We start from the raw sequence: 21,321 nt of genomic DNA, 5'->3' as shown, positions 1-21,321 counted from the left end.
CCCTTCCCCACCCCGCCCCCCATCCCCGTACCTACCCCCAACTCCCCCGAAGCCGCCCGTAAGCCTCCGCCGTCGCTCCCGCGCGGTCGAGGGCGTGCAGGGCCGCGCCCAGTACCGGCGGGGCCGTGACCACCTGGGGTACCGCCTTGGGTGCGCGTTCGGCCAGGAGCCGGGTCACCCCGTCGTGCAGCAGCGGGTGCTTGGCGGCGAGGACGCCGCCGCCGAGTATCACCGGGGTGGGTTCGCTGAGCAGGTCCAGGCGTTCCAGGGCGACCGCGGCCAGCAGGACGACCTCCTCGGCCTGGCGGGCGATGATCGCGCGGGCCACGTCGTCGCCGGCCGTCGCGACGTCGAAGAGCACCGGTGTCAGCTCGTGCCGCCGCTGTTCGGGGATGTCCCGCAGATGCAGTGCCGCGATCAGTTCCGGCATGGTCGTCAGCCCGAAGTGCGCGGGCAGCGCGTGTGCCAGGTCGCTCGGTTCGCCCCGGCCGTCCTCGGCCCGCGCCGCGAACCACAGTGCCTCGTCGGCGAGGAACGCACCGCCGCCCCAGTCGCCGGAGATCCGGCCGATCGCCGGGAAGCGGGCGGTGGCCCCGCCGTGCCCGAGCCCCGCCGCGTTGATGCCCGCCCCGCACACCACGGCGACGCCCAACGGCTCGCCGCCGTCCGGCAGTCCGGCCCGCAGCAGCGCGAAGGTGTCGTTGCCGACGGTGACCGTCCGCGCCCAGCCCCGGCGGGTGATCTCCTCGGTCAGGCCCGCCTCCTCGACAGGCAGATCGGCGTTGGCGAGATACGCCGAGACCTGGTCGACGGGGCCGTCGGTCCCGGCCTGTGCCAGCACCGACGCCACCAGTGGTGCCAGTACGTCCACCGCCCGCCCGGCGCCCACCACCGGCGGCTGGAAGCCGCCGCCGCGGGCCGTGCCGAGCACCGTGCCGTCCGTGTCCACCAGGGCCACGTCCGTCTTGCTGTTGCCCGCGTCGATGGCGAGCGCCGTGCCGGTCAGGCCCACGTGAGGTGCTCCCGGTTGTGCGCGATCAGCTCGTCCGTGAGCCGGTCCGCGTAGTCGATCTGGCCGATGAGGGGGTGGGCGAGCAGCGCCTCGAAGACGCGGTCCCGGCTGCCCTTCAACGCCGCCTCCAGCGCCAGCTGTTCATACGCCGTGACGCCTGCCACCAGGCCCGCGAACAGCGGCTCCAGGGGCCGTACGGGAACCGGTACGGCACCCGCGGCGCCCACCGTCGCGGGCACCTCGATCACGGCATCGTCCGGCAGGAACGGCAGTGTGCCGTTGTTGAGGGCGTTGACCACCTGGACGTCGCCGGTGTCGCGCAGCAGGGAGGACGTCAGCGCCACCGCGGCCTCGGAGTAGTAGGCGCCGCCGCGCTTGTTCAGCAGCTCCGGCTTGGTGTCCAGCTTCGGGTCGCCGTACAGGCCGAGCAGTTCCTGCTCGATGGCCGCGACCTCCGCGGCCCGGGACGGCTTGCTGCGCTGTTCCCGTACGACCTCGTCGTGCCGGTAGTAGTAGCGCAGGTAGTAGGAGGGGACGACGCCGAGGCGGTCGACGAGCGAGCGCGGCATGCGCAGGTCGTCGGCGACCGCGTCACCGTGCTCGGCGAGCAGCCGGGGCAGGACGTCCTCGCCGCCGACCCGGACGGCCCGCTCCCAGGTGAGGTGGTTGAGGCCGACGTGCTCCAGCTGCACCTCCTCCGGGGTCACGCCGAGCAGTGCGGCGAACTTCCGCTGGAAGCCGATCGCGACGTTGCAGAGCCCGACGGCCTTGTGGCCATGGGTGAGCAGTGCCCGGGTGACGATGCCGACCGGGTTGGTGAAGTCGACGATCCAGGCGTCGGGGTTACGGCGGCGTACCCGCTCGGCGATGTCGAGGACGACCGGGACGGTGCGCAGGGCCTTGGCGAGGCCGCCGGCGCCGGTGGTCTCCTGGCCGACGCAGCCGCACTCCAGGGGCCAGGTCTCGTCCTGGTTGCGGGCGGCCTGGCCACCGATGCGCAGTTGCAGCAGCACCGCGTCGGCGCCGTCGACACCGGCGTCCAGGTCATTGGTCCAGGAGATCTTGCCGGGGTGGCCCTGCTTGGCGAAGATCCGCCGGGCGAGCTGCCCGATCAGTTCCAGGCGGTCGCCCGCCGGGTCGATGAGGACGAGTTCTTCGAGGGGCAGGACGTCCCGCAACCGGGCGAAGCCGTCGATGAGTTCGGGGGTGTAGGTGGAGCCTCCGCCGACGACGGCGAGCTTGATGCGGTGGTGCGGGGTGCGTGCCCCGTCAGACTGCGGCATGGGAAATCAGCCCTTCACTCCGGTGAGTGTGACGCCTTCGACGAAGGCTTTCTGTGCGAAGAAGAAAACGATGATGACGGGGGCCATGACCAGCAGCGTCGCTGCCATGGTGAGGTTCCAGTTGACGCTGTGCGCGCTCTTGAAGGACTCCAGGCCGTAGGAGAGGGTCCAGGCGGCGGGGTTCTGCGCGGCGTAGATCTGCGGGCCGAAGTAGTCGTTCCAGCAGTAGAAGAACTGGAAGAGGGCGATGGCGGCGATGCCCGGTTTGGCCATCGGGATGATGACCTTCAGCAGGGTACGGACCTCGCCGCAGCCGTCGACCTTGGACGATTCGATGTACTCCTGCGGGATGGTCAGCATGAACTGCCGCAGCAGGAAGATCGAGTACGCGTCGCCGAACGCCATCGGGATGATCAGCGGCCACAGCGAGCCGGACAGGTGCAGCTGCTGTGCCCAGACCAGGTACATCGGGATGACGATGACCTGCGGCGGCAGCATCATCGTGGAGATGACCAGGAGCATGGCGGTGCGGCGGCCGCGGAAGCGGAATCTGGCGAGGGCGTAGGAGACCGGGATCGCCGAGCAGACGGTGAACAGGGTGCCCAGGCCCGCGTAGAGCAGTGAGTTCTTCCACCAGTCCAGGAATCCGGGGGTCTTGAAGACCGTGACGTAGTTGGACCAGTTCCATTCGTGCGGCCACAGTTCGCCGCTCATCGCCTGGTCGTCGTTCATGACGGAGGTCAGGAAGACGAACACGAACGGCAGGACGAAGAAGAGCGCCGCGGCGAGGGCGAGGGAGTGCACGGCGATCCAGTGCAGCAGCCGCTTGCGGCGGGCGCGGGCCGCCGGGTCGCCGGTGGTGCCCGTACGGGCCGGGGTGCGGCGCGCGGTCAGCGTGGTGGTGGTCATGTCGGATCAGTCCTCCGCCGGGAGCAGGCCGGCGCGCTTGCGCATCAGCAGGGTGGTGACGGCCATGGCGATGACGAAGAGCACGAGGGAGAGCACGCACGCCGCGCCGGTGTTGAAGTTCTGGAAGCCGATGGAGTAGACGAGCTGCGGGACGGTGAGGGTGGAGTGGTCCGGGTAGCCGGGCTGGATCACCGAGCCGGGGCCGATGGTGACGCCGGACGCCAGCTTTCCGGCGACCAGGGCCTGGGTGTAGTACTGCATGGTCTGGACGACGCCGGTGACCACCGCGAACAGCACGATCGGGGTGATCGAGGGCCAGGTGACGTAGCGGAACTTGCCCCAGGCGCCGGCTCCGTCGAGTTCGGCGGCCTCGTACTGCTCCTTCGGTACGTCGAGCAGCGCCGCCATGAAGATCACCATGAGGTCGCCGATGCCCCACAGGGACAGCATGACCAGTGAGGGTTTGGCCCAGTTCGGGTCGTTGAACCAGGACGGCCCGTCGATGCCGATCGCGCCGAGGATCTCGTTGACGGGGCCGGTGCCGGGGTTGAGCAGGAAGACGAACGCGACGGTCGCGGCCACCGGGGGCGCCAGATACGGCAGGTAGAAGGCCGTACGGAAGAAGCCGGCCCCCGACTTGATCTTCGTGATGAGCAGGCCGATGCCCAGCCCGAACACGACCCGCAGCGCGACCATCACCACGACCAGCCACAGGGTGTTCCACAGGGCGGGCCCGAACAGCGGCATCTGCGTCAGTACGTATTTCCAGTTCCGCAGCCCCACGAAGGAGGGCTCCTGGATCTGGTTGTAGTGCATGAACGAGAAATAGACGGTGGCGATCAGCGGATAGCCGAAGAAGACCGAGAAGCCGATCAGCCAGGGGGAGAGGAATCCCAGGGTGCGCAGTCGCGCGCGGCGGTGCTTGCGTCGCAGGGCGGGCGCGATGGTGGTGGTTGCCATGGGGTTCTCCGTCAGTTCTCGGACTGAAGGTTGTCGGCGTCGATCTGGGCGTCGAGTTCCCGCAGCCCCTTGTCGAGGTCGGGGACCTTGCCGGATTCGACGTTGTACGAGAAGTCCTGCAGCGATGTGACGTACTGGCCGCCGTTGTTGGACGGCGGCAGTGCGGTGCTGTGCCGGTTCGCCGCGATGTCGAGGAAGGTGCGGAAGGTCGGATCGGCGTCCAGTTTCGGGGATTTGAGCGCCGCGTTGGTGGACGGGATGTTGTGGATGGCGTTGGCGAACCGCACCACCTGATCCGTGTCGACGGTCAGGAATTTCACCAGTTCCCAGGCCGCGTTCTGGTGCTTGCTGCTGTGCGAGATCCCCGCGACCGTACCGGTGAGATAGCCGCGGCCGTAGGTGTCCTCCTGGTCGTCCGGCACCGGCATCGGCGCGGTGTCCCAGTCGAATTTCGCCTTGTCCTTGCGGAGCATCAGTCCGCGCCATTCGCCGTCCATGTGCATGGCCACCTTCTGGGTCAGAAAGGCGTTCTGCGTGGACATCTCGTCACCGAAGGTCGTCCGGAACTTCTCCATCGCCGCATAGCCGCCCTGTGCGTTGATGAGGCCGAGTGCGGTGGTGAAGAACTGTTTGGTGACCGGATCCTTGGCGAGCTGTGCCTTGCCGTTCTTGTCGAAGTAGGTCGGCCCCCACTGTGCGAACAGCCGGTCCGGACTGTTCTGGTAGAGCCGGAAGTTGGGCATGAAGCCCAGCTGTTCGTACGAGCCTTTGGCGGTGCGCCTGGTGAGTTTCTCGGCGTCGTGCTTCAGCTCGGACATGGTGTGCGGCGGCCGTTCGATACCGGCTTTCCGGAAGGCGTCCTTGTTGTAATACAGCCCGTAGGAGTCGGCGAGCAGCGGCAGTGCGCACTGCGTGCCCTGGTACCGGGTGTAGTCGAGCAGGGTCTTCGGGAAGACCTTCTCCTTCGCCACCCCGGTTTTCTTCATGAACGGATCGAGGTCCGCCCACATCCCCGACGAGCAGAACTGCCCGACGTTGTTGGTGGTGAATGACGACACCACGTCGGGCGCGTCGTCCCCGCCGGCCCGCAGCGCCTGGTTCACCGTTTCGTCGGTGACGTTTCCGATGGCCTTCACTTTGATGTTGGGGTGAAGTTTCTCGAACCGGGCGATGCTGTCGTTGACGGCCTTCACCTCGCCCGGATCGGACCAGCCGTGCCAGAACTTGATCGTGACCGGTTGGGTGGGATCGTCGCGGTCACTGCCGACGCTCGGATTGGCGCAGCCCGAAATGAGCAGTCCGGCGCCGGCCAGCGCCACTGACAGGCAGATGCGCATGCGCGGGAGCGACATGGCGAACTTCCTTTACGGCAGGGGGAGTTGGGGAATGCTGAACGGGAAAAACGGAACGGCTGGGGATGGGTGACGGGGAATGTGCGGGGGATTCGGCAACGGGAAGAGCGGCGAACGGCTCTGACGGAATGCGGTGGACGGGGCGGTAAGCGCTCGCGGTGAGCGGGGCGGCGCGGAACGCGCCGGGTGCCGGGCCGGTGTGCCGCTCAGGCCGTGTCGAAGACGGCATCGCGGGTCTCGGCCAGCGCCGTGCGCAGCGCGCCGATGAGAATCGGATTTCCGCCGATATGGCTGAGGCGCAGCTCCGGCCGGGGCAGTGCGAGCCCGGTGAGCTCCTGCTCGACCAGCGCCCGGAGCGGTTCGCCGCCGGCCTGGGCGACCTCGCCGGAGAGCACGACCAGCCGCGGGTCGACGACCGCGACCACGGCGGCCAGTCCGGTCGCGAGCCGGCGCGCCACCTCGGCGCGTACGTCGTCGTCACGCAGCGCCTCGTCGACCGTACGGACCTCCGGCGCGCCGTACTCCCGCGCCAGCTCCACCACGCTCGGTGACCCGACGAGCCGCTGGAAGCCGCCGCCGGCGTCCGGCCGTGCGGCACTGCGCTCGCCGTCCCGGGCCAACGGGGCGCCGGGCAGCGGCATATAGCCGATCTCGCCCGCGCCGCCGGTCGCCCCGCGGAGCAGCTGCCCGCCGAGCACGATGGCGGCGCCGACCCCCTCATCGGCCCACACCAGCACGAAGTCATCAAAATCCTGTGCGGCGCCATCATGCTGCTCGGCGACGGCCGCCAGATTCACATCATTCTCGATCACGATCGGTGTGCCGAGCGCTTCGGCCAGCTCCGCCCGCAGCGCCCGCGAGCGCCAGCCCGGCAGATGCGGCGCATACCGCAGCTCACCGGTCTGCGGGTCCAGCGCGCCGGGCGTGCCGATCACCGCCCGGTGCAGCTGCTCGCGCCGCAGCCCGGCCTTGGTCAGCGCCCCGTCCACGGCCTGCGCCACCAGCTGCGCGGTCCGGTTCGGTACGTCCTCGGCGATCGCCTCCGCGGTGGCGGCGCCCGTGTCGACCCGGTCCTCCCCGAGCACCTGCCCGGTGATGTCGGCGACGGCCGCGGTGATCCCCACCGGCGTCACCGCGAGCGCGGCGACATGCGCGGCGACCGGATTGACCTCGTACAACTGCGCGTTGGGCCCCGGCCGCCCGGTCACGTTCCCGGTGCTGCGCACCAGCCCCGCGGCCTCCAGCCGGGCCAGCAACTGCGAGGCGGTCGGCTTCGACAGCCCGGTCAGCTCCCCGATCTGGGTACGGGTCAACGGCCCCTGCGAGACGAGCAGATCGAGCGCGGCCCGGTCGTTCATCGCCCGCAACACCCGCGGCGTTCCGGGTGTCGCCTGCGCACCGTGCCCACCTGCCATGACTGCCCCCGTCCTTCGACAGCCGCCCCCGACCATCTGTTAGGAAACCTTCCAATCGATGAACAGGAAGGTAGGTTGCGCGTCAGCGCTCCGTCAATGGGTTCAGCGGGGTGACTTTGAGCGCGACCCACACACTCTTCCCCACGCCGCACCGCGGGCGCACGCCCCATTCCTCGGCCAGTGCCGCCACGAGCACCATCCCGCGCCCGTGCTCATCCCATACCGCCGGATCGCGCACCACGGGTTCCCCGTCCCCGGCATCCGCCACCTCCAGCGTCAGCACGTCCTCCGCCAGCCCGAACCGCACCTCGATCTGCCTGCCGGGCCCGGTGGCGGCCAGCACCGCGTTCGCAGCCAGTTCGCCGAGCAGCAGCTCCGCGGTGTCCGTCAGGTCGGGGTCGAGGCTCCATCGCGCCGCCTGCTCCCTGAACGCCTGCCGAGCGCGCCCGGCGCTGCGCCGATGGCGAGGGAAGCGGTGGGTGATGGCGGGGAGTTGGGCTTCTGCGGGCATGGTGACCCCCTGTGGGAAGGGTGTGGGATCCGATGTGCAGAAGGATGCCCCCACCTCGACCCTTCGAGCAACGTTACTTGATGACACGAACGGGTGAAGTTGTGTTGCGCGGAGTATGTGCCTGTCGGCAAACTGGCCACCTTCCAGAGGAGGTTGTATGCCGGAGCGAGGCTCAACAGTTCAGCCGTCCACGGTGCTCGGTCGCCAACTCGGCGACGAGCTTCGACGCTTCAGGGAGGCCGCCGGTCTCTCGACGGCCGTCGTGGCGGAGGCGCTGGACTGCACCAAGGCGAAGATCAGCCGCATCGAGAACGGTCGCGTACCTGTCCGTCTCCCGGACCTGATGGCTTTGCTGCACACCTACGAGGTCACCGACGACAAGGTCCTGGAACGCCTGGGCAAACTCGCCCGCTCGGCGAACCGCCGCCGCAAGGAGGGCTGGTGGAACCAGTACGGACCGGTCCTCGCCGATACGTACCGGGACTACATCGCCCTGGAAGCCGTGTCCGACAGCATCCGGACCTTCCAGTGCCAGCTCGTACCCGGTTTGCTGCAAACCCCCGCCTACGTACGCGCGGTGACCGTGGCATCGAAGGCTTGGCAGACCCCGGACGAGATCGAGCAGTTCGTCGAAGTACGGGTGGCCAGGCAGGAGCGTCTGACCGCCGCCGAACCGCTGACGGTCTGGGCGGTCATGACGGAAGGCGTACTGCACCAACAGGTGGGCGGACCGGAGGCGATGCGCGCCCAGCTCGATCATCTGGTCGCCATGTCCGAGTTGCCGAACGTGACGGTCCAGATCCTTCCGTTCTCGCGGGGAGCGCACGGAGGTATGTTCGGACCGTACTTGCTGCTGAGCTTTCCGCAGGTGTCGGCTATGGACGTCGTGCTCACGGAGAACCCCACCGGTCACATCTGGATGGAGCGGGATCCTGAGGTCGGGCACTACCGCGAACTCTTCGACAACGCACGCACGTCGGCCCTCTCACCTGCGGAGTCAGTGGCCCGGATCAAACGCATCGCCAAGGAGCACAGGCCATGAATCGGGACTGCCGCGCGTCATCGTCGGACCTTACGGGCGCGATATGGCGCAAGAGCTCGTACAGCGGGGGCCAAGGAGAGTGCGTCGAGGTGGCCGACGGCTGCCCCGGCATTCCCGGCCGGGTTCCCGTACGGGACAGCAAGCGGCCGGATGCCGCGGCTCTGTTCTTTCCGGTGTCGGCGTGGGCGTCGTTCATCGGCTCGTTGAAGGCGGATCTGGACGTTTGATCTGGTCGCCGTACCGGCTCGTTCGTCTTAGACCGACCGGCAAATGGTGAAGCGGCTGGCAGGGCAGTGCCCGGGATGCAGAGCAGGCACGAGCCTGGGTGATCATGGAGTGCTTGACGCTCAGTGATCATTGGAGGGTTCGTGCCTGCTGTCCCAGCATGCCTTCTGGAACCCTTGTGGGACCAATTCGCGGCCCTGCTGCCGGTGCGTGAAGGGTATGCGTCGACCCATTCGCTGGGCTGTCACCGCCGCCGGGTGGCTGACCGGACGGTGTTCGAGCACGTGGTGCTCGCGCTGGTCCACGGCTCCAGATACGAGCGGATCTCCACTGTCGGATGCTCCGACCGAACGATCAGGCGGCGTGTCAAAGAGTGGTCCGCGCTGGGGATATCGGAGGTGCACGCTCTGGCACTCAAGGCGTACGACCGGATGATCGGCCTCGGGCTGAGCGAGATCTCGGTGGACGGCTGCATCGCCAAGGCCCCGTCCGGCGGCGAGAAGGCCGGCCGCTCACCGGTCGACCGGAGCAAGCAGGGACTGAAACGCTCGGTCGCCTCCGATGCCTGCGGCGTGCCGCTCGGGATCATCTCCGCCGGCGCCAACCGACACGGCTCGCCCACGTACGAGTACCAAGGCATCGTCGTGAAGGACGGCAAGCCTACCGGGGAGGTCCTGAACGCCTCATGGGCCGTCGGCCAGGAAGTGAAACTTTCCGGAACGTCCGGGACATTCACGCAGCAGCTCATCCTCGTGCCGCTGGAAGTCGACCCGAAGTTCGTCTCCGTGACGCTGGACGTCGAGTTCGACTGCCTCATGGCCGACGACTGCTCCAACGGCCCTCAGTCCTGGGATGGCGCCCTGGAGTGGACCGGCGCAGACCCGTTCTCCCACACCGCGATCGGGAAGATCGGACACACGTGGACCCCGACGGACAACACCGACCTCCTTGATCTGTCCACGAAGATCACCGCCTACTCGCCGGTCGCGAAGCCGGCCGCGACCCGCTGGCAGGCCGACGGCGCGCAGATCCGCTGCGACACCATCTCCTCCACCACGCCGGGATGCGCGTTCTACAAGTACATCCCCACCTGGGTGATGAACTTCAAGAAGACGCCCCCGGCTGTAGCGCACGCGTGGTTGATCCAGTCCAAGCTGCCCAACCACCCCGGAAGCAAGGCCGCCAACAAGCCCATGTTCTTCTTGCCGGCGGCGGACAAGAACGCGCCCGGCCGTGATCCGAACAAGAACCGGGACGTCATCTGCCCGAAGAACAGCGATGGAACGAGCTGGGCAGGCAAGTACGGAAACCCGCGTACCACGACCGTTCCGGAGATCAGCGCCAGCGACAAGATGTCGTGCGACGAGTTCGCCTACGCCTCCAGCTACAACTCTGGCGGTATGCCCGGCGGAATCATCGGTGGCATGAACCCGGTCGCCTCGGGTGACGAGTGCGTGCAGACCTACGCCACCCGCGCCACCCAGGGCGAGTGGCACCTGTACGACGACGAGCGTCTGGCGGGCCCCACCTGGAGCGAGGTCTGCGGCCGTTCGGCCATGTCCGGGTGGATCAACTTCACCTCGATGGGCGGCGCGTTCAGCTCAGGGTTTTCCGGTAAGTACCGGCTTCTGGATAAAGACCCCTACTGGGTGGACTTCCCCGAGTTCGGGCACTGCGACGCCAGCAAGGCAACAGTGACCTGCACCGTCCCCAAGCCGTAGGACACACGAAGCGGCCCGGCAAGAGCGGTTCTCTTGCCGGACCGCTTCGTGTGTCCTACGGGAGGGGCCCACCTCCAAGAAGGACCCGCCCCTGCGGGGAATGGGGCTCCTCGCCAGGGGCTACCCATATCAGCCCCCCGCAGACGGTCAGCGCTGGCCAGGTGTCCTCATCATGCCGCCCTCCCGGCTCGATGAGACAGCGGCCCTGCTCAAGGGCATCGGCGATCCCGGCCAGCCACGCATGGAGAGGCCATCCCACAGTGGACTCCGGGATGAGTTCTGGTTCACGGTCTACCACCCACCGGCCGAGATTGCCGTAAGACGGTTCATCCTGGCGGGCATCGATGTAGAGGCCGTGCCACATGTCGCCCACAACACAGGAGACCGGAAGACGACCCGGTTCACGCTCCTGGTCGCGAGTCTGCACGGTATAGACGTCTTGCAGGGTCTTCAGCGGATACCAGCCCTGATTCCCCGGCAAAAACCCGGCGGGCCACCAGCTCTTCCCGCCTTCAGGGTCATCTGTGCCGTCGTGCAGCCTGTACCACGCCCGCAACGCGGGCGGGAACATCACCCCGATCGTCTCCTCTACGGCATCGATGTCCGCGTCACTCGCGGGTGGGCGCAGCAGTGCAGCCGATGCCGGGGCATTCTCCTCAAGCCACACTTCGATCCGTCCCCATGCGGCTTCGACTTGGGCCTGTTCGCTCGTGCTCATCGGGTTCTCCTTCGCCTCGCCCGCATCACGCGGTGCCCTCACGCTAAGCCTCGATCCACCGGTGTGGTTCTGACGTGCTCGTTTCTGTGTTCTTGGGGCGGTAGTTGGTCGGAGGGCGTGGGGTACCTGCTGGTCTGCCCAGCATTTCCACGTGGGTTCCGGTCGGGCCCTCGCGGGCGGACGGACAGGTCGGTCACGCTGTTGGGGGTGCGTGGGTGGCCGTGAACAGTTCGGTGAACGCGTCGTGCCAAGACCAGTGTTCGGGCAGATGCAGCCTCAGGCGTCGGGCTGAGCGGGCCAGGCGGGCAGGAACGTGGATCAGGTGCGCGCGGATGGTGGCGGTGGTGGCCTTGGCGTGGAAGGCGGAGGCCAGCGTTCCCGCGCTTCGTGGCGGCATGGGCGTCGTTCATCGGCGCGATCCAGGCCAGGGCGGAGCGCTGACCCGGACGTCACGCGGAGTGTCTTTAATCCCTCCTTAAATGGGATGATCGTCGCGGAGTGGGGCTTCCCCTGCCTCACGTTGCCCGTCACCACGTCGGAAGGCGCCATGGATCCCGAGCACGACCCTGCCGGCCGGCAGGCCGACCCCGCCGCGCAGCGGGACGTTCCCGCCGTCGAGCAGCCCGGCCCCGCCGGCCAGCAGGACGCGCCCGCTGTCGAGCAATCCGGTCCCGCTGTCCACGAGCAGGCCGGCCCCGCCGCGCAGCAGCCCGGCCCCGTCACTCAGCAGGACGCTCCCGCCGCCGAGCAGCCCGGCCCCGCTGCCCACGAGCAGCCCGGTCCAGCGGCTCCGCAGCGCGATCCCGCCGCGCAGCAGGCCAACCCGTTCGCTCCGCCGTCCGGACCGCCGCTGCGGCCGGAGGACTGGGCGCAGCCGTGGCCGCAGGGTGGGGCGCAGCAGTGGCCGCCGCCCGCCGGGACCCTGCCGTATCCGTCCGCGGCGCCGGCCAATCACGCCGCGACGGCCGCGCTGGTCTGCGGCTGCGCCGGGCTTCTCGGCAGTTTCATCCCGTTCGTCAACCTCATCTCCGTGTGTGTGGCCATCGCGGGGGTCGTCTGCGGCTTCGTCGGCCTGTCGAAGGCCCGGCGCATCGGCGTCGGCAAGGGGCTGTCGATCGCGGGGCTCGTCACCGGCGTCGTCGGCATCGTCCTGACGGTGCTGATGAATTTCGTGGTCTTCAATGCGATGCGCGACGTGGTGCGGGAGTACGACAAGGACGCGCGGGCCCGCCACGGCGCGGGTGTCCACGATCACGAGCGGGACGAGTCCGGGGACCGGACCGAGGAGCAGGCCCGGCCCAAGGAGAAGGGCAAGGACGGTGGCGCGGCCGCCCTCCTCGGCAAGGACACCGTCAGGGCGGCGAACGGTCTGGAGGTCACTCCGGCGGTTCCGCAGGCGTACACCCCTGGCGAGTACGCCTCCGGTACCGGCAAGTTCAATTACAAGGTCAAGTTCGAGTTCACCAACAAGGGCGGCAAGACCGTCGACTTGAGCCTGGCGATGATCAGGGCGCTCAGCGACGGCGGTGAGACGGCCGACATCACCGACGTGACCGGCCGGGTCGGCGCCTTCCACGGGGGCTCCCTGGCCCCCGGCCAGAAGGCGTCCATGACCTTCGGTTTCTCCACCGAGAAGGCCCCCACCTACGTCAACCTGGACGTCGGCGCGGACCTCCCGGAGACGATTCACTTCACCCACAAGTTCTGACGCGCACGGCCTGACGCGCGAGTTCCGGTGCGTCGGGCGTGTGACGGTGTACGAAGACGCCGCCCCCGGCTCGGGATCCCGAGCCGGGGGCGGCGTCTTCGCGTGGCGGGTGGCTACTTCCCCAGGTTCGGCGGCGGGATCGGGTTCGTGGCCAGGGACTGCGGGGAGGTGGGGCTGGCGAGCGCGGAGGGGGCGGCCATGGTGGCGGCCGGGTCCGGGGCCGTCGCGGGGGTCTCCTCGGCGGCGGTGCGCGGGGCGAGGTGGATGCCGCCGGTGTCCAGGGCGCGCTTGATGCGCCAGCGCAGCTCGCGTTCCACGCCGGGGGCCTTGCCGGGCATGGTCTTCGCCGAGACGCTGATGGTGACCGTGTCGAGGTGCACCTCGCTCAGGCCGAGCACCTCCACCGGCTCCCACAGCTCCTCGTTCCAGGGCTCGGCCTTGGCCATGGTCTCGCCGGCCGCCGTGATGAGGTCGCGGGCGCGGTCCAGGTCCTGGTCGGCGGCTATCTGCACGTCGACGTTGGCCGTCGACCAGCCCTGGCTGAGGTTGCCGATCCGCTTGACCTCGCCGTTGCGGATGTACCAGATGGCGCCGTTGGGGCCGCGCAGCTTGGTGACCCGCAGGCCGACCTCGACGACCGTGCCGGTGGCCACGCCCGCGTCGATCTCGTCACCGACGCCGTACTGGTCCTCAAGGATCATGAAGACGCCGGAGAGGAAGTCCGTCACCAGGTTGCGGGCGCCGAAACCGATGGCGACGCCGGCCACACCGGCGCTGGCGAGCAGCGGCGCGAGGTCGATCTTGAGGACGGAGAGCGCCGTCAGTGCGGCGGTCCCCATGATCACGAAGGATGCGACGCTGCGCAGCACCGAACCGATGGCCTCGGAGCGCTGGCGGCGCCGCTCGGCGTTGACCAGGAAACCGCCCAGTGCGGTGCCCTGGGCGGCGGAGGCGGTGCGGTTCATCCGCTCGATGAGCTTGGTGATGGTGCGGCGTATCACATGGCGCAGGACCACCGCGATCACGATGATCAGCACGATTTGCAGGGCGGACGTGAGCCACGTCCCCCAGTTCTCCTCCACCCAGCCCGCGGCGTTGGTGGCCTTCTCCGTGGCCTCGTCGAGTGAGGACGGGCCGGTGGAGCCGGTGGACGCGGCGCTCAGTGGCGCGAGTGCGGCCGGCGAAGCGGACCAGTGCACAGCGGAACCTTCCGTGAGGACAACAGCCCCGGGCCGTGGCGGGACGCCCCCCGGGACCGGGCAGGCCCACCACACTAACGGGGCAACGAGACCGGTCCGCGCCCCTGTTCGAGGGGGATGGTCCCCGAACGGCCGGAATGAGCCGGGGGCCGACGGGCGTACCGGGATGTGGTGGAAAACACCTCCGGCCCGTTACTCGGTGATGGTGGCGCTCCGACCAGGCACCGGGGGACACTGTGGGGAGATCGTCCCGGCGCGAGCCACGCGCCGCCGGCGTACAAGGAGGCACCCGTGCCGCATGTCCTGGTCCTCAACGCGTCGTACGAGCCGCTCGGCGTCGTACCGCTCCGCCGCGCGCTCATCCTCGTCCTCAATGAGAAGGCCGTCAGCCTTGAGGAGTCCGGCGCCCTGATGCACAGCGCGACCCGTGTCATTCCCGCTCCGAGTGTGGTCCGCCTGAAGCGGTTCGTGCGGGTGCCCTTTCGCGGCCCCGTTCCCCTGACCCGCCGGGCGCTCTTCGCCCGCGACGGCGGGCGATGTATGTACTGCGGTGGCGTCGCAACCAGCGTCGACCACGTCATCCCGCGCAGTCGCGGAGGCCAGCACACGTGGGAGAACGTGGTCGCCGCATGCCGGAGCTGCAACCACGTCAAGGCCGACCGCCATGTCGCCGAGATCGGCTGGCGGCTGCGGCATCCGCCGGCCCCGCCGGCCGGTCTGGCGTGGCGGATCATCGGTACGGGACACCGTGATCCGCGGTGGTTGCCGTATTTGCAACCGTATGGGGCGGATGACGCCTTGGCCCGGATCGATGCCGTATCGGCGTGAGATCCGGGTTTTTGCGTCCGAGGGCCGGGCGGGAGCCGCGGGACCGTTCCGCAGCTCCCGCCCGGCCCCCGGACGTGGACCGGCCCCCGGCGCGGGCCACATCCGGTGCGGGCTCCCGCGCGGACCCGGTGCGCGGTCCCGGGCCGTCCCGCGGTGCGGGTCACTCGCCGCCGTCGGCCGCCGGGCGCTCCCGCTGGCTGGCACTCGGTGCCTTACCGGGACCGGTTCCGGGCTCGGCTCCGGCGCCCGTACCCGTCCCCTTCCCCGCATCCCCGGCCTTGCCGCCGTCCCCGCTCCCGCCGCCCGCGGACGCCCCGTCGGCCGCTGTGCCCGCCGCCCCGTCGGCCCCCGGTTCCGCCACGGCGTAAGCCTCCACCGACCACAGTGAGTACCCGAACCGGGTCGCCCGCTCATCGCCCTGGATACGGACGAAGCGGGTGTCCTTCGCGTCCATCCGGATCGACTCCCGGCCGCCCCTGCCGTCCCGGACGGTGGCCGCCGTGCGCCAGCCGCGGCCGTCCGCCGAGACCTGGACGCGGTAGGCGGACGCGTAGGCGTCCTGCCAGCGGAGGACCACCTGGCCGAGGCGGGCTGGACGGGGCAGCGCGAACTGGAGCCAGGCACCGTCCTCGGGGCGGGAGGACCAGCGGGTCCGCGGATCGCCGTCGGTGGCGGCGGACGCCGGGAACCGCGGGGTCTCGTCGCCGGACGAGACGGCCGGCGCACCGCGCGCCAGATCCGGGCCGCCGGTGCGCGGAGCGGCCCGTACGGTCAGCTTCTGCTCCTGCCCGGCGAAGGAGACGGGGATCTCGTACGTACCGGAGGGGGCGTTTCGGGGGACCTCGACGGTGATACGGGCGGTGGCGGTGCCGCCGCGCGGGGCGGTGAGCCGCTCCGGCGCCCGGACGGTGAAGCCCTCGGGCGCCTTGACCGTCAGCTTCTCCCGGACGTCACCGGGGCGGCGGGAGACGATCCGGGCGTCGACCGTCGCCCGGCCGCCGGTCTCCGCGTCCACCTCCTTGCGGGACAGGGTGAGCCCGGCCGCCGGGGTGTCGTCGAACCACGGGGTGAGCGCGTGCACGGACGGGGCCGGGGTGCCCGCGGCCCACGACAGCCGGACCGCATCGGCCCGCAGGCCGCGGGCGCGGGACTCCGTCCAGCCGGTGCCGGAGAGACGGCCCAGGCGGTGCCACCCCTCGCCGGGGACGTGCGCCTCCAGGGAGACGGTGCCCGCAGCCGGGCCCGGGTCGGTGAGCGCGGTGACCGCGGTGAGCGGGCGGGGCCGCTCGAAGGGGACGGTGAGCGAGGTGGGGTGCGCGGTCCCGGTGGGCGGCGGGGCGTCGCCCCGGGCGCCCGTCCAGGCGTCCGCCTCGGCCATCGCCCGGTCCAGGAACGGCGTGAGGACCCCCTTGCCGACCGTCACCGGACTCCGCCCGATCTCCGCGCGCAGGGCACGCGCCGCGCGCTGGGCGGACCAGGCGGCCGGGCCGTCGTCGCGCGCCTGCGCCGTCAGCGTGTCCACGGCGCGTTCGCCGGCGCTGCCGTAGCGGCCCAGCTGCTCGGCCCACGGGCGCACTTCGGCGGCGAGCTCCGGCGTCAGGTCCCGCGGTGCGGTGGCCATGGTGCGGAACGCGGTGCGCAGTTCCTTCGCGGCCCGGACGAAATCCGCATCGTCGCCCGGCCGGTCGCGTGCGGCCGCCGTCGCGCGGGTCCGCCAGAAGCGGTCGGTCAGCGGCCGCAGGTACGCCGACTCGCCGCCCGCCGGTGTCCACCCGCCGAGGCCGGCGGAGGCGTCGTTGCCGGCCAGCGCGCGCAGCGCGGCACGGGCCCGCGGAGCGCGGCCCGCCAGATCGTCGACGGCCGCGTCCCAGGACTCCGCCGGGCGGTAGTCGCGCGGGTTCCAGGCGTAGTCGGCGACGGTGAACAGTGCGATCCGGGAGGCCGCTGGCTGCGCCATGGCGTTGGCGAGCAGCGCCGCGGAGCCGGTGGCGACGGCCGGTTCGCGGCCGGTGTACGGGCCGAGGAAGAGCCGGTCCTGCGCGTAGTCGTTGACCGGATAGTTGTCCATCGTGACCAGCGGATGGCCGAACACCTCGCGGGTGGCGGCCAGTTGGCTTCCGGTGATGGTCCGCGGGACCACCCCGACGCCGGTCCAGGCCACCTCGACCCGGCCCGCCAGCGCCTTGGCCAGCGCACCGCGGTACGCCGTCGCACCGTCCTGGTAGTACTCGGTCGGCATCAGGGTCAGCGGTGCGGCGCCCGGATGCCGCGCGGCGAGATGCCCGGCGAGCGCGTTGGCGACCTTCGCCTGGGCCGTGGCGGCGGCCTCGGGGCCGGAGCCGAAGGCGTCCTCGTCGGCGTCGCAGTGCCACTCGCTGTAGCTGACGTCCTCGAACCGGAGCTGGAAGGAGCGCACCCCCAGCGCCCACATCGCGTCCACCTTGCGGCGCAGCGCCCGCAGGTCGTCGTCGGAGGACAGGCACATCGCCTGGCCCGGGGAGAGCGCCCAGCCCAGCGTGACGTGGTTGGCGCGGGCCCGCTCGGCCAGCGCCCGGAACTCCGCGCGCTCCGCCGCCGGGTACGGGTCGCGCCACCGCGCCCGCCGGTACGGATCGTCGCCGGGCGCGTACAGATAGCGGTTCTGCTTCGTGCGCCCCATGAAGTCGAGCTGGGCGAGCCGCTGCGCCTGCGTCCAGGGCCGGCCGAAGAATCCCTCGGCGGTGCCGCGCACCGCCGTGCCCGGCCAGTCCCGTACGGCCACCGAGGCCAGCTCGCGGCCGCCGCCCGGCCGGTCGGTGACGAGTTGGCGCAGCGTCTGCGCGGCGTGGAAGAGGCCGTCCGGGCCGGCACCGGCCAGGGCCACCGTGTCCCGGCCCGCCACCTGGCCGACGGCGAGGCGGTAGCCGCCGTCCGGCAGGTCGCCGCGGGCCGGTGCGCGCAGCGCCCGCAGCGCGTCCTCGGCCTGCGGTCCGCCGACCCGGATCACCGGCCCGGCCGCGGGCGGCGCCGCGTCCGGCCGCACCTCGTGGACCGTGTGCACCCCGGCGTCGCGCAGCAGGGCGCGCAGCGCGTCCAGGGTGTACGGATCGGTGTCCGGCGCGGCCGTCAGCACCGCCTCGCCGTCGAGCGGTACGGCGGCGGCGAGCTCCCGCATCGACTGGGGGCGCGGCCACACGGCGGGCGGCTGCCCCGCGTCGGCCGGCCTGTCGGGCCGGTCCGGGGTGCCGAGGGCGGGCTCGGCGGGCGTCGCCCGAGCGCCGGGCGCACCGCCGAGGAGTCCACCGAGGACCGCGGCGGCCAGTGCGGTGGTGCCCGCCACCCGGGCACGGGCACCCGTACGGCTCCACCGGCTCCCACCGGTTTTTCGGACGCTCCACATGCCCCGGACTCGCACGGCCACTCCTCGTCCCCGTCCACCTGCCGGTCGGCGCCCGCCACCCCGCGCCCCCGCTTGTGAAGACACCGGCCCGGCGGGTGCGTGCCACGGCGCGCAGGGCGTACGACCGGTGTCGTCCCGCCCGTCGGTACCGCCCGGACGGACCTCCGGCGGTGAGCCCACCATTGCGGCGGTGAGGGTGTCAACCATGCGCCGGGGAGCCCCGGGCGGTGGCCGGAGCGCGGGTGCCGGGCCGAGCGGGTGACGGGGCGCGGCGGCCCGGTCGCCCGGAGAACTTCCGCCCCGGTGTCCGTTACCTCCGGACTCTCTGCGCCTGTCGCCGGTCCGCGCAGTGAAATCGCCTGCGAGAGGTATGGTGTGACGTGGGTCACGTTGGCGACGCGGATGCGTCTGCGATCGTGCCGAGTGGGTAGGGCAGACGTGTCCCACTACCGATGAACGGGAGGCCCGCGTGGCCGCATCCGCTCAGCTGCTGTTCGACGCCCTGTCCCGCACGGTGGACGGAGGTGTGCCGGTGGAGCCGGACGTGTACGACGGTGTCTCCGGCCCGGACTCGGGTCTGGCGGGTGCCGGATCGTTCAGCTTCGCCGAGCCGCCGCTCACCAGCGAACCGCCGCTCGCCGACGCCGCGCCGCTGACCAGTGAGGTCCCGATCGCCGCGGAGCTGCCGCTGACCAGCGAGCCGACGGCCGCCGGCCTGGGTACGGAGTCCATGGAGGTCTGAGGGCCCATGGGTCGTGCGCGGCTCGCCCGGCTGTACGGCATCGCCACGTCCTACGAACCCGCGCCGGGCAGGACGGTCCCCATCGGTACGGAGACCGTCGTCGCCGTGCTCGCCGCACTGGGCGTCGACGCCTCGACCCCGGACGCCGTACGCACCGCCCTCGACGCCTACCGGGAGGGGCCGGGCCGCGCCCTGCTGCCCCGCACCGTCGTCGCCCGCCCGGACCGGCCGCCCGACCTCACCCGCCTCCCCGCGGGCACCGTCCTGCGGGTGGAGGCCGAGGACGGACGAACCGGGGAGGAATGGACCGGCGGCGGGCTGACCGGCGGCGGGCTGACCGGAGGCGGGCTGACCGGGGGCCACGCGGCGCCGGACCCGGAGCCCGGGACCGCACCGGCCGGGCTCCCCTTGGGGATCCACACACTGCACGCACGGGCTCCCGACGGCCGCACCGCCCGCGCCCGGCTGATCGTCGCGCCCGACCGGGTGCCCGCACCGCCCGGCCGCACCCACGGCTTCCTGGTGCAGCTCTACTCCCTGCTGTCCCGGCACTCCTGGGGCATGGGCGACCTGGGGGACCTCGCCGACCTCGCCGCCTGGTCGGGACGGTCCCTGGGCACCGGCTTCGTCCAGCTCAACCCGCTGCACGCGGCCGTCCCCGGTCCGCTCACCGATCCGTCCCCCTACCGCCCCTCCTCGCGCCGCTTCCCCGACCCGGTCCATCTGCGGATCGAGCGGATCCCGGAGTACGCCGGGCTGGCGGGCGCCGCGCGGGCGCGCGCCGACGAACTGGCCGGCCGGGCGCGGGCGCTGCGCGCGGCGGTCCTCGACCGGGGCGCGCCGATCGACCGGGACGCCGTCTGGGCGCTGAAGAAGGAAGCCCTCGAACTGCTGGCGGCGGTGCCGCTGACACCGGGGCGGCGGGCCGCCTACGGCGACTACCTGGCCGAGCAGGGGCAGGCCCTGGACGACCACGCCACCTGGTGCGCCCTCGCCGAACGGCACGGCCCCGACTGGCGCCGCTGGCCCGCAGCGCTGCGCGATCCGGGGTCGTCCGGGACGGCCCGGCTGCGCGCCCGGCTGCCGGACCGGATCGACTTCCACCGCCGCCTCGCCTGGCTGACCGACCAGCAGCTGGCCGCCGCGCAGCGGGCCGCGCGCGACGCCGGGATGGCGATCGGGCTGGTGCACGACCTGGCCGTCGGCGTCCACCCCGCGGGCGCCGACACCTGGGCGCAGCAGGACGCGTACGCCGCCGGGATGTCCATCGGCGCACCGCCGGACGCCTTCAACTCCCGTGGCCAGGACTGGGGTCTGCCGCCCTGGCGGCCCGACGCGCTGGCCGCGGCGGGCTACGCCCCGTACCGCGCACTGCTGCGCGCGGTGCTGCGGCACGCCGGTGCGCTGCGGATCGACCATGTGATGGGGCTCTTCCGGCTGTGGTGGGTCCCCGAGGGCCGCCCGCCGACGGAGGGCGCCTACGTCCGCTACGACGCCGAGGCGATGCTCTCGGTGCTGGCCCTGGAGGCGCACCGGGCGGGCGCGGCGGTCATCGGCGAGGATCTGGGGACCGTGGCCCCGGGCGTCCGCGGCACACTCGCCGAACGGGGCGTGCTGGGCACCTCGGTGCTGTGGTTCGAGCGCGACTACGGGGGCGGGGCGCCGGACGCGGGCGATCGGTCGCCGGCGTGCGATGCGGAGCCGTCGGCCTCCGGTACGGAGTCGTTGGCCTCCGATACCGAGCCGTCGGCCTCCGGTACGGAGCCGCCGGCGTCCGGTGCCGGGGCGCGGATTCTGGCCCCCGAAGAGTGGCGCGGCGGCTGTCTGGCCACCGTCACCACGCACGATCTGCCGCCCACCGCCGCCCGGCTGACCGGCGAGGACGTCGCGCTGCGCGAGCGGCTCGGGCTGCTGGCCGGGCCGCCGGCCCGGGAACGCTCCCGCGCGCGGTACGAACTCGCCGAGTGGCTGGGCGAGTTGACGCGCCGCGGCCTGCTGCCCGAGGGGCCGTACGACGAGGCGGCGGCGGTCCGGGCCGTGCACCGCTTCCTGCTGCGCACCCCGGCGCGGATGGTCGGGGTGTGGCTGCCGGACGCGGTGGGGGACCGCAGACCGCAGAACTTGCCCGGGACATGGGAGGAATACCCGAACTGGCGGCTGCCGATCGCCGGTCCCGACGGGCGGCCCCTGACGCTCGAAGAGCTGACTGCGTCGCCCCGATTGCACGCGCTGATGCGGGAGTTCTCCGCGGAGATTCTCTAGAACGGTTCCGGCGGCGGACGCCGCGCGCACTCTTCCGGTGTGGCCCGCCGTCCGG

17 protein-coding genes and 1 pseudogene are annotated in these 21,321 nt (G+C 71.3%); 7 read left to right on the top strand and 11 right to left on the bottom strand.

Translation table 11 applies throughout. The features are described 5' to 3' along the window. Positions 1 to 31 precede the first annotated feature (31 nt). From IH09_RS10170 to IH09_RS10140, 7 genes are all read right to left on the bottom strand, one after another. Positions 32 to 1,012 (bottom strand): N-acetylglucosamine kinase, encoded by a 981-nt coding sequence (locus tag IH09_RS10170; protein WP_052855794.1) that lies wholly within the window; start codon positions 1,010 to 1,012, stop codon positions 32 to 34. Beyond that, positions 1,003 to 2,256: a family 4 glycosyl hydrolase gene (locus IH09_RS10165; protein WP_052855814.1), complete on the bottom strand. Its 1,254-nt coding sequence runs from the start codon at positions 2,254 to 2,256 to the stop codon at positions 1,003 to 1,005. Before IH09_RS10165 ends, IH09_RS10170 begins: the two co-directional genes overlap by 10 nt. A gap of 45 nt (positions 2,257 to 2,301) precedes the next feature. Beyond that, a complete protein-coding gene (locus tag IH09_RS10160; RefSeq protein ID WP_052855793.1) occupies positions 2,302 to 3,204 on the bottom strand; it encodes a carbohydrate ABC transporter permease in 903 nt (300 codons plus the stop codon). A gap of 6 nt (positions 3,205 to 3,210) precedes the next feature. Beyond that, positions 3,211 to 4,164 (bottom strand): carbohydrate ABC transporter permease, encoded by a 954-nt coding sequence (locus IH09_RS10155; protein WP_052855792.1) that lies wholly within the window; start codon positions 4,162 to 4,164, stop codon positions 3,211 to 3,213. 11 nt (positions 4,165 to 4,175) lie between these two features. Continuing rightward, positions 4,176 to 5,516 carry an ABC transporter substrate-binding protein gene (locus IH09_RS10150; RefSeq protein ID WP_052855791.1) on the bottom strand — a complete coding sequence of 447 codons (1,341 nt, stop codon included), beginning with the start codon at positions 5,514 to 5,516 and terminating at the stop codon, positions 4,176 to 4,178. A 206-nt stretch (positions 5,517 to 5,722) separates the two neighbouring features. Beyond that, entirely contained in the window at positions 5,723 to 6,931 is a 1,209-nt protein-coding gene (locus IH09_RS10145) for an ROK family transcriptional regulator (RefSeq protein WP_052855790.1), read from the bottom strand. A gap of 82 nt (positions 6,932 to 7,013) precedes the next feature. Then, positions 7,014 to 7,442 (bottom strand): ATP-binding protein, encoded by a 429-nt coding sequence (locus IH09_RS10140; RefSeq protein ID WP_052855789.1) that lies wholly within the window; start codon positions 7,440 to 7,442, stop codon positions 7,014 to 7,016. Between the two features lie 157 nt (positions 7,443 to 7,599). On the opposite strand from IH09_RS10140, the gene IH09_RS10135 reads away from it, so the two are divergent. From IH09_RS10135 to IH09_RS10125, 3 genes and pseudogenes are all read left to right on the top strand, one after another. Further along, a complete protein-coding gene (locus tag IH09_RS10135; RefSeq protein ID WP_052855788.1) occupies positions 7,600 to 8,484 on the top strand; it encodes a helix-turn-helix domain-containing protein in 885 nt (294 codons plus the stop codon). Further along, on the top strand, positions 8,481 to 8,711 hold the full coding sequence (locus IH09_RS10130) for a DUF397 domain-containing protein (RefSeq protein ID WP_052855787.1): 231 nt from the start codon (positions 8,481 to 8,483) through the stop codon (positions 8,709 to 8,711). Before IH09_RS10135 ends, IH09_RS10130 begins: the two co-directional genes overlap by 4 nt. A 141-nt stretch (positions 8,712 to 8,852) precedes the next feature. Then, positions 8,853 to 9,338: pseudogene (locus IH09_RS10125) on the top strand (transposase); the annotation flags it as partial. Positions 9,339 to 10,485: 1,147 nt separating this feature from the next. Here the strand turns inward: IH09_RS10125 and IH09_RS10120 are convergent. Together IH09_RS10120 and IH09_RS36880 are read right to left on the bottom strand one after the other, a co-directional pair. Next, complete coding sequence (locus IH09_RS10120) at positions 10,486 to 11,148, bottom strand: SMI1/KNR4 family protein (RefSeq protein WP_052855786.1); 663 nt, start codon at positions 11,146 to 11,148, stop codon at positions 10,486 to 10,488. 193 nt (positions 11,149 to 11,341) lie between these two features. Further along, the gene (locus IH09_RS36880; protein ID WP_205379927.1) at positions 11,342 to 11,545 is read right to left on the bottom strand and encodes a transposase; all 204 of its coding nucleotides are present in this window, start codon (positions 11,543 to 11,545) and stop codon (positions 11,342 to 11,344) included. Positions 11,546 to 11,695: 150 nt separating this feature from the next. On the opposite strand from IH09_RS36880, the gene IH09_RS10115 reads away from it, so the two are divergent. Then, positions 11,696 to 12,856 (top strand): DUF4190 domain-containing protein, encoded by a 1,161-nt coding sequence (locus IH09_RS10115; RefSeq protein WP_190233248.1) that lies wholly within the window; start codon positions 11,696 to 11,698, stop codon positions 12,854 to 12,856. A 113-nt stretch (positions 12,857 to 12,969) separates the two neighbouring features. Here the strand turns inward: IH09_RS10115 and IH09_RS10110 are convergent, their stop codons facing one another. Then, complete coding sequence (locus tag IH09_RS10110) at positions 12,970 to 14,055, bottom strand: mechanosensitive ion channel domain-containing protein (RefSeq protein ID WP_052855784.1); 1,086 nt, start codon at positions 14,053 to 14,055, stop codon at positions 12,970 to 12,972. A 291-nt stretch (positions 14,056 to 14,346) separates the two neighbouring features. On the opposite strand from IH09_RS10110, the gene IH09_RS10105 reads away from it, so the two are divergent. Beyond that, complete coding sequence (locus IH09_RS10105; RefSeq protein WP_052855783.1) at positions 14,347 to 14,883, top strand: HNH endonuclease; 537 nt, start codon at positions 14,347 to 14,349, stop codon at positions 14,881 to 14,883. 160 nt (positions 14,884 to 15,043) lie between these two features. Here the strand turns inward: IH09_RS10105 and IH09_RS10100 are convergent, their stop codons facing one another. Next, on the bottom strand, positions 15,044 to 18,202 hold the full coding sequence (locus IH09_RS10100) for a beta-N-acetylglucosaminidase domain-containing protein (RefSeq protein ID WP_318279417.1): 3,159 nt from the start codon (positions 18,200 to 18,202) through the stop codon (positions 15,044 to 15,046). A 529-nt stretch (positions 18,203 to 18,731) separates the two neighbouring features. Here IH09_RS10100 and IH09_RS10095 point away from each other — a divergent pair. Together IH09_RS10095 and malQ are read left to right on the top strand one after the other, a co-directional pair. Beyond that, positions 18,732 to 19,004: a hypothetical protein gene (locus tag IH09_RS10095; protein WP_052855782.1), complete on the top strand. Its 273-nt coding sequence runs from the start codon at positions 18,732 to 18,734 to the stop codon at positions 19,002 to 19,004. A gap of 6 nt (positions 19,005 to 19,010) precedes the next feature. Further along, positions 19,011 to 21,266: a 4-alpha-glucanotransferase gene (gene malQ, locus IH09_RS10090; RefSeq protein WP_052855781.1), complete on the top strand. Its 2,256-nt coding sequence runs from the start codon at positions 19,011 to 19,013 to the stop codon at positions 21,264 to 21,266. Positions 21,267 to 21,321 lie beyond the last annotated feature (55 nt).

This window comes from Streptomyces celluloflavus (assembly GCA_000720995.1).
Taxonomy (GTDB): Bacteria; Actinomycetota; Actinomycetes; order Streptomycetales; family Streptomycetaceae; genus Streptomyces; species Streptomyces celluloflavus.
Note: the sequence above shows the minus strand (reverse complement) of the source record. Positions and strands in the feature narration are given on the sequence as shown.